Source organism: Ideonella sp. P3_A4 (genome assembly GCF_056403075.1).
Window position 1 is genome coordinate 1 of record NZ_JBFUGE010000328.1, and the last position, 6,796, is coordinate 6,796.

The window sequence follows — 6,796 nt, forward strand, 5'->3', positions numbered from 1 at the left end:
GAATTGCCGTTCGCGCAGATGCCGCAGCGCTTCGGCTACACGCTCAGCCCAGCCACAGGCCAGCGCAAAAGCTGAGCCTCAGAAACGACCAAGCCGCCCGAAGGCGGCTTGTCATGCGAGGGGCGGCTGAGGCTTACTGCGCCGCGCTGGCTGCAGCGGCCGGGGCCTTCGGCTCATCGAACTTGGCACCGCCCTTGTTGGCCATGTAGACCACGGCACGGGCGATCTCCAGGTCGGAGAAATCGCCGCCGCCTTGCGGGCCCATGTTGCCCTTGCCCTTCAGCGCCGAATTCAGCAGCGCTTCAAAACTGTTCTTGATGCGCGGGGCCCAGGCCGCCTCGTCGCCGAACTTCGGTGCGCCGGCAGCGCCGGTGGCGTGGCAGGCCGAGCACTGGGCCTGGAAGACCTGTTCGCCCGACTTCAGCGTGGCCACGTCGTTCAGGTCTTTCACCTCGACCGAGCTGACCGGGTGAATGCGCTGGGCCACGGCCTGCGCTTCCAGCGCGTTGGTGCCGGCGGCTTCCTTCTCGCCAGTGGCGACGAACTGCGTCAGCATGATGATCACGATGATCGGCACGATGAACGAGGCCGCCACGGCCCAGACCAGCTGCTTGGGCGTCTTGATCGGGCCTTCGTGCGGGCCTTCGTGGGCGTGTTCTTCTGCGTGGCGGTGAGCGTCGCTCATGAATTCCTCGGTCGCTGGGCCAACAAGGGTGGCGGGCAGGGGCGAAATCGTTGTTCGATGCGCGGCGGGGCACCGCTCGGCACAACCGCCGAATTATAGCCAGCGCCCCCACGCCGGCCGGTAGGTGGTCAGGGGCCCTCAGAGGCGACTGCTAGAATCCCGACTCTTCCATGCATGGCGCCCGTAGCTCAGTGGATAGAGTACTGGCCTCCGAAGCCAGGGGCCGCTGGTTCGATCCCAGCCGGGCGCGCCATCGCCCCCTCTCTCATCCCCCTTCATCTGCACACTGGCCGCAACGCCTGACGCGTTGTGCCGGCGCTGCGGCATTGCTGGCGGGGATGTTGCTCGCGGGTTGCTCCACCACATCGCCCGGCGGCCGCCTGCCGGCGGGCGCCGATGGCCCACCCCCCGCCGACGCGCCTGATGTGCGCGAAGTGCCGGACGCCGAACCCAAGGTCGAGCCGATCCGCTCGGGCGGACCGAACAAGCCCTACGAGGTGCTGGGCCAGAGCTACACACCGATGACCGGTGACGAGCCGCTGGTCCAGAAGGGGCTGGCCTCGTGGTACGGACGCAAGTTCCACGGCCGGCGCACCGCCAGCGGTGAGACCTACAACATGTACGCGATGACGGCGGCGCACAAGACCATGCCGATCCCGAGCTACGCGCGCGTGCGCAACCCGGCCAACGGCCGCGAGGTGATCGTGCGGGTCAATGACCGGGGCCCGTTTTCCGCGGGTCGAGTGATTGATCTGTCGTACGCCGCGGCGGTGAGGCTGGGCGTACAGAACGGCGTCGCGCCGGTCGAGGTCGAACGCATCACCTACGAAGACATCCGCGCCGGCCTGGCGGGCAAGGGCGCCACCATGGCGCGCGCGCCGACGCCCGCACCGGTGCCCTCGCCGGCGCCAGCGCCAGCGCCGAACCCGGCACCCCCACCGGCTCAGGCGCTGGCCACGCCCTCACCTGCTCCGGTGGCCACCGCGCCAGCGCCGGAACCTGAAGCCGACGTCGCCGCCAGCCCTGCGCCGACTCTCGTGGCGGCAGCACCACCGGTGCCCGAGGCGACATCGACCTCGCGCGCCCACACCGCTGCTGCCAGCGGCTTCTGGCTGCAGCTCGGCGCGTTCGGCCAGGGCAATGGGGCTTACAGCTTTCAGCAGCGTCTGACCCAGGAGCTGGACTGGCTGAGCCCGCTGCTGACGGTGTTCTCGGAAGGCGGGCTGTTCCGCCTGCAGGCGGGGCCCTACGCATCGCGAGACCAGGCCCGCGAGGCGGCGGAGAAGATCCGCGCGGCGCTGGCGCTCGTGCCGATGATCGTCGAGCGGCGCTAATCACTCGCCCGGTCCTGGATGCTCCATCAGCGCGGCCAGCGCTGGGCCGCTCCCGAGCGGCCGCGCACCCGCTTGGCGGGTGGTGCCGGTACTCCGGCGCCGGGTGCTCCAGCTCTCGGCCTGTCGCCTTGCGCTGCAGCCTGTCCGCGCGGCGCTGGCGTGTGTCGCTCGGGGCTGGCGTGCTGGCGCTGTCTGCGTAGAGTGCGTTCCATCGACGAATCCCACGAAACCTGATCGCCACCCAGCGCCCGCCCATGAGCAGTCTCACCGCCAACCCCACCAGCCCCTGGGCCAGCCGCTGGCAGAGCTTCAGCGCAAGCGCCGTTCGCGCTTTCCATGTCTACGGCTCCTGGTTGGCCAGCATCAGCTGGTGGCGCTTTGGCCTGCTGTCGGTGTTGCTGCTGATCGCGGCCAGCATCCTGCAGAACCTGCCGCCCTTCACCTGGACCTACACCGAAACGGTGGTGGACCACCCGAGCGGGCCGTCAGGCCCGGTGGTGCGCAAGCCCAGGGTGCCGGACGCACCCGACGCGCCCGATGCACCACCCAAGGCGCACAAGATGCCGGGGGTTCACATCGACAAGCCTGCCTCCGGCTCCGGCGATGGTGTCGACATCTCGATCGATCACCGCGGCGTGCGCATCAGCCCTCGCAGCACGGCGCCGGTCGCTCCCGCAGCGCCCGCCGCCCCGGCTGCGCCTGCCGCATCGGCAGCCAAGCCCGCGGCCTCGGCCGGCTCCGGTTTCAGCGTCAAGATCAACGGCGAGCCGGTGGTCGAGATCAACACCGACGACCAGGACGTGCGCATTGCCGTGCCGCCTGGTGCCAACTCCGAAGAGGTGCGCCAAGCGATCGAGGAGGCCCGCGAGGCCGTGATCGAAGCGATCGAAGATGCCAAGCAGGCGCGTGAAGACGCGGCCCAGGCCCGCGACGACATTGAGGAAGCGCTGAACATCGGCCCGCGTGTCTCGCACCGCACCGTGCAGTACGGCGAAAGCCTGCCGCAGCTGGCGATCCTGTGGATCTTGCTGTCGGCGATCCTGAAGGCGACCTACAAGGCGCGCATCCAGGCCGAGCACAAGGCCGCGGTGGCGACTGAAACGGCCGAGGCCGAATCGCTGCGCCGCCAGGTCATCGAAGCCCGCATGGCCGCGATGCAGGCCCAGGTCGAACCGCACTTCCTGTTCAACACCCTGGCGTCGATCGACCACCTGATCGAGACCGATCCGGCCCGCGCCAGCCAGATGCAGAAGAACCTGATCGCGCTGTTGCGCGCCAGCATGCCGACGATGCGCGAGACCGCCGATGGTGGCCCGCGTGACCTGGGCCGCGAGCTGGCCGTCGTGAGGCCTTATGTCGAGATCCTGAAGGTGCGCATGGAAGAGCGCCTGGTCGGCCACATCGACGTGCCCGAGGGGCTGGTCTCGGCCGAGTTCCCGCCGATGATGATCCAGACCCTGGTCGAGAACGCGATCCGCCATGGCCTGGAGCCCAAGCCCGAGGGCGGATCGCTGAGCGTCAAGGCCGAGATCGTGCACGGCAAGCTGCAGGTCACGGTGGCCGATACCGGCGTCGGCTTCGGCAACGGCGGCACCAGTGGCACGGGGGTTGGCCTGGCCAACATCCGCGAACGCCTGCAGCTGCTGTACGGCGACAAGGCGATGCTGACCGTGACCGCCAACCAGCCCAGCGGCACCGTGGTGACCATCACCGTGCCCTACCGCACCGTCAGCGCGCCGGGCAACGGTGGTGGCAACGGCAACGGCAACGGCAACGCTTGATTTTCCCGAGGAGACGAACGATGCATTCGAGACCTTCCCCCTGGCGTTGGCTTGGCTGGGCGCTGTTGATCGGCACGCTGTTGATCGCTTTGGTGACCGCCGTCTCTCTGGCGGCGATGTTCAACCACCTGCCGCCAGACCTGTTGATCACTGTCGACGGTGAGCAGATCGAGCTGGGCGGTTTGGAAGCGGGCCACATGTGGCTCATCTTCGGCGCGATCGTGCTGGCGATGGTGATCGTCGTGATCGTCGTGCCGCTGGCGCTGTTGTTCGGTGTGGGTGTGCCCCTGCTGTTGGCGGCGCTGGGCGTGATCGCGGCGTTGGCCTGCGTCGCCGTGGCGGTGGCGGTGGTCGGCTCGCCGGTCATCCTGCTGGCGCTGCTGCTGTGGTGGGCGGTCCGACCGAAGAAGACCCCGGCAGCGCCACCGAAGCCAGCAGCGCCGCCGCCGGTGCCGGTGATTGGCCAGCACACCGACAACAGCATCCCGTTCGCCTGACCGCGCGAGACCATCCCGGCGGGCTACGATCACGCCATGACGAATACCACCGACACCCCTGGCGGCGCCCCGCGCGCCGTGTTGGCTGACGACGAGCGGCTGATGCGCGACCAGCTGCGCGCCCGGCTGGCCGAAGCCTGGCCCGAGCTCGAGATCGTGGCCGAGGCGAAAAACGGCGCCGAGGCCGTCGAGCTGGTCGAGCAACATCGGCCCGATGTCGTGTTTCTCGACATCCGCATGCCGGGCATGACCGGCGTCGAGGCCGCGAAGCAGATCGCGCAGATGGATGTCGGCGACGACGGCTTCCTGCCCGAGATCGTCTTCATCACGGCCTACGACCAGTACGCGGTCGAGGCCTTTGAGCAGGGCGCGACCGACTACATCCTCAAGCCCGCCGAACGTGACCGGCTCAAGCTGACTGTCGAGCGCATCGGCAAGCGCCTGGCGGCCAAGCGCAACGCCGAAGACGACACCGACGCGCCCGGTTCATCGAGCGGCGAGCCGATCCAGCAGCTGCTGCACAAGCTGGCAGCCAGTGGTGGCGCCAAGCCGACCTACCTGAAGTGGATCCAGGCGACTGTCGGCCAGGCGATCCAGATGATCCCGGTCGAGGACGTGCTGTTCTTCATCAGCGACGAGAAGTACACCCGGGTCCAGACGCCGCAGGTCGAGGCGCTGATCCGCAAGCCGATCAAGGAGCTGGTCGACGAACTCGACCCCGAGCGCTTCTGGCAGATCCACCGCTCGACGCTGGTGGCGGTCAACGCGATCGCTGCCGTGACGCGGGACTTCCGCGGGCGCCAGATCGTCGCGGTCAAGGGCAATCCGCAGAAGCTCGAAGTCAGCCGCAGCTACACGCACCTGTTCAAGGGGATGTAGGCACGGCCGGCTCAGGCCGCGGGGTCAGGGCCGGGTGACTTCGAGGGTGTAGGTGCCGGCTTCGCCGACGGTGCCGCTGATGCGCTTGACGCGCACGAAACGATCGACGGCCACGCCGCCGGTGTTGGTCCAGCTGACGTTGTCGCTCATGCCGGCGCCGCGTGCGCTGCTGCGCAGCACGGTGCCGGTGGCGTTGCGCAGTTCCAGGTCGTAGTTCGACGCGACGTTGCCGATCAGCCGGGCGCTCAGCGTCTTGCCGGCGCCGACGCTGACCTTGAAGGTGTCCAAGTCGGTGCCGCTGGCGATCGTGCCGGCGATCTTGACCGGGAACGACGACAGCATCTGCGCTTGCGCCTGGGTGTTGTTCGGTTCGGTCTCGCCGGCGTCGCTGGCGACGCTCGCGCCGACGAACACTGCGTTGACGGCGGCGTTCGCATCGACGATGCCCTTGCCGCAGCCGACCGCGCAGGCTTTCGGCAACGGGCGTGTGGTGCTCTTCAGCAGCACCTCGATCTCGTCGGGGGTCAGGCTCGGGTTGCGCGCAACCATCAGCGCGGCGACGCCCGCCACGTGCGGCGCAGCCATCGAGGTGCCCTGGTAGTAGACATAGCTGTCGTTGCCGGCGGTGCTGTAGCCGTCGTTCAGCGTCGACAGCACGCCGTTGGCAGTGCCGGTGCTTTGGTCGCCGCCCGGGGCTGCGACGTCGATCTTGGCGCCGTAGTTCGAATACGAGGCGCGGCCGCCGGTGCGGCCCGTCGCCGCCACCGTCACCACATTGGCGCAGTTGGCGGGGGTGTGCTTGGAGGCGTCTTCGTTGGAGTTGCCGGCAGCGACGATGACCACCGCGCCGTTGGCGCGAGCCTGGTTGATGGCGCTTTGCATCGTCGTCGGGCAGGCCGACTTGCCGCCCAGTGACAGGTTCAGCACCCGCGCCGGCTGGCTCGGCGCCGAAACGCCGCCCACCGCGCTGCCCGAAGCCCACAGCACACCATCGGCGATGTCGGAGAAATAGCCACCGCCGCAACCCAGCACCCGCACCGGCAGGATCTTCGCGTCGTAGGCCACGCCCGCACCGCCTTCGCCGTTGTTGGTGACCGCGGCGATCGTGCCGGCCACGTGGGTGCCGTGCCAGCTCGAGTGGCCGCCACTGCAGCCGTCGCCGGGGTCGTTCGCGTCGCTGTCGCGTCCGCTGCCGTCGTTGGCCTTGGTGCTGTCGCTGATGAAGTCGTAGCCGGACAGCAGGTTGTCCGCCAGGTCGACGTGCGCGCGCACGCCGGTGTCGATCACCGCGACGACGACGCCGGAGCCGGTCGAATTGTCCCAGGCTGATGGCAGGTTCAAGCCACCGGTGGGCTCGAAGTAATGCCACTGGCTGGTGTACAGCGGGTCGGTGGCCGTGGCCAGTGCATGAAGCTTGCGGTCGGGCTCGGCGTAGAGCACGTTGGGATCGTCGGCCATCAGCTGGCGCGCGACGGCGTCGAGCTCGGTGGCAGAGACGCTGCGGTTCAGGTGCAGCACCTGCGCGCCCAGGCCGTTGCGGTGCACCTTGACCGCTTGCAGCCCGGCCAATTGCAGTCGCTGTAGGGCCAGCGTTGTGGCCTGCGGCGCCGCTTGCAGGGC

General features: G+C 68.8%; 6 protein-coding genes and 1 tRNA gene. 5 read left to right on the forward strand and 2 right to left on the reverse strand.

Annotated elements, in window-relative coordinates:
• Positions 1-133: 133 nt before the first annotated feature.
• Entirely contained in the window at positions 134-685 is a 552-nt protein-coding gene (locus AC1DYI_RS22950) for a c-type cytochrome (protein WP_477206449.1), read from the reverse strand.
• 177 nt (positions 686-862) lie between these two features.
• On the opposite strand from AC1DYI_RS22950, the gene AC1DYI_RS22955 reads away from it, so the two are divergent.
• The 5 genes from AC1DYI_RS22955 (at position 863) to AC1DYI_RS22975 (ending at position 5,176) form a co-directional block, all read left to right on the forward strand.
• Positions 863-938, forward strand: a tRNA-Arg gene (locus AC1DYI_RS22955).
• An 85-nt stretch (positions 939-1,023) separates the two neighbouring features.
• Entirely contained in the window at positions 1,024-2,019 is a 996-nt protein-coding gene (locus tag AC1DYI_RS22960) for a septal ring lytic transglycosylase RlpA family protein (protein ID WP_477206450.1), read from the forward strand.
• A gap of 254 nt (positions 2,020-2,273) precedes the next feature.
• Entirely contained in the window at positions 2,274-3,800 is a 1,527-nt protein-coding gene (locus AC1DYI_RS22965) for a sensor histidine kinase (protein WP_477206451.1), read from the forward strand.
• A gap of 20 nt (positions 3,801-3,820) precedes the next feature.
• Positions 3,821-4,297: a hypothetical protein gene (locus AC1DYI_RS22970; RefSeq protein ID WP_477206452.1), complete on the forward strand. Its 477-nt coding sequence runs from the start codon at positions 3,821-3,823 to the stop codon at positions 4,295-4,297.
• Between the two features lie 36 nt (positions 4,298-4,333).
• Positions 4,334-5,176, forward strand: coding sequence for a LytR/AlgR family response regulator transcription factor (locus tag AC1DYI_RS22975; protein ID WP_477206453.1), 843 nt, complete (start codon positions 4,334-4,336; stop codon positions 5,174-5,176).
• Between the two features lie 24 nt (positions 5,177-5,200).
• On the opposite strand, the gene AC1DYI_RS22980 is transcribed toward AC1DYI_RS22975, so the two are convergent.
• The coding region (locus AC1DYI_RS22980; RefSeq protein ID WP_477206454.1) for a S8 family peptidase at positions 5,201-6,796 on the reverse strand (1,596 nt) is incomplete at its 5' end.

Coding starts and splice junctions, on each gene's coding strand:
- AC1DYI_RS22950 (WP_477206449.1), bottom strand. CDS start 685: ATGAGCGACGCTCACCGCCACGCAGAAGAACACGCCCACGAAGGCCCG.
- AC1DYI_RS22960 (WP_477206450.1), top strand. CDS start 1,024: ATGTTGCTCGCGGGTTGCTCCACCACATCGCCCGGCGGCCGCCTGCCG.
- AC1DYI_RS22965 (WP_477206451.1), top strand. CDS start 2,274: ATGAGCAGTCTCACCGCCAACCCCACCAGCCCCTGGGCCAGCCGCTGG.
- AC1DYI_RS22970 (WP_477206452.1), top strand. CDS start 3,821: ATGCATTCGAGACCTTCCCCCTGGCGTTGGCTTGGCTGGGCGCTGTTG.
- AC1DYI_RS22975 (WP_477206453.1), top strand. CDS start 4,334: ATGACGAATACCACCGACACCCCTGGCGGCGCCCCGCGCGCCGTGTTG.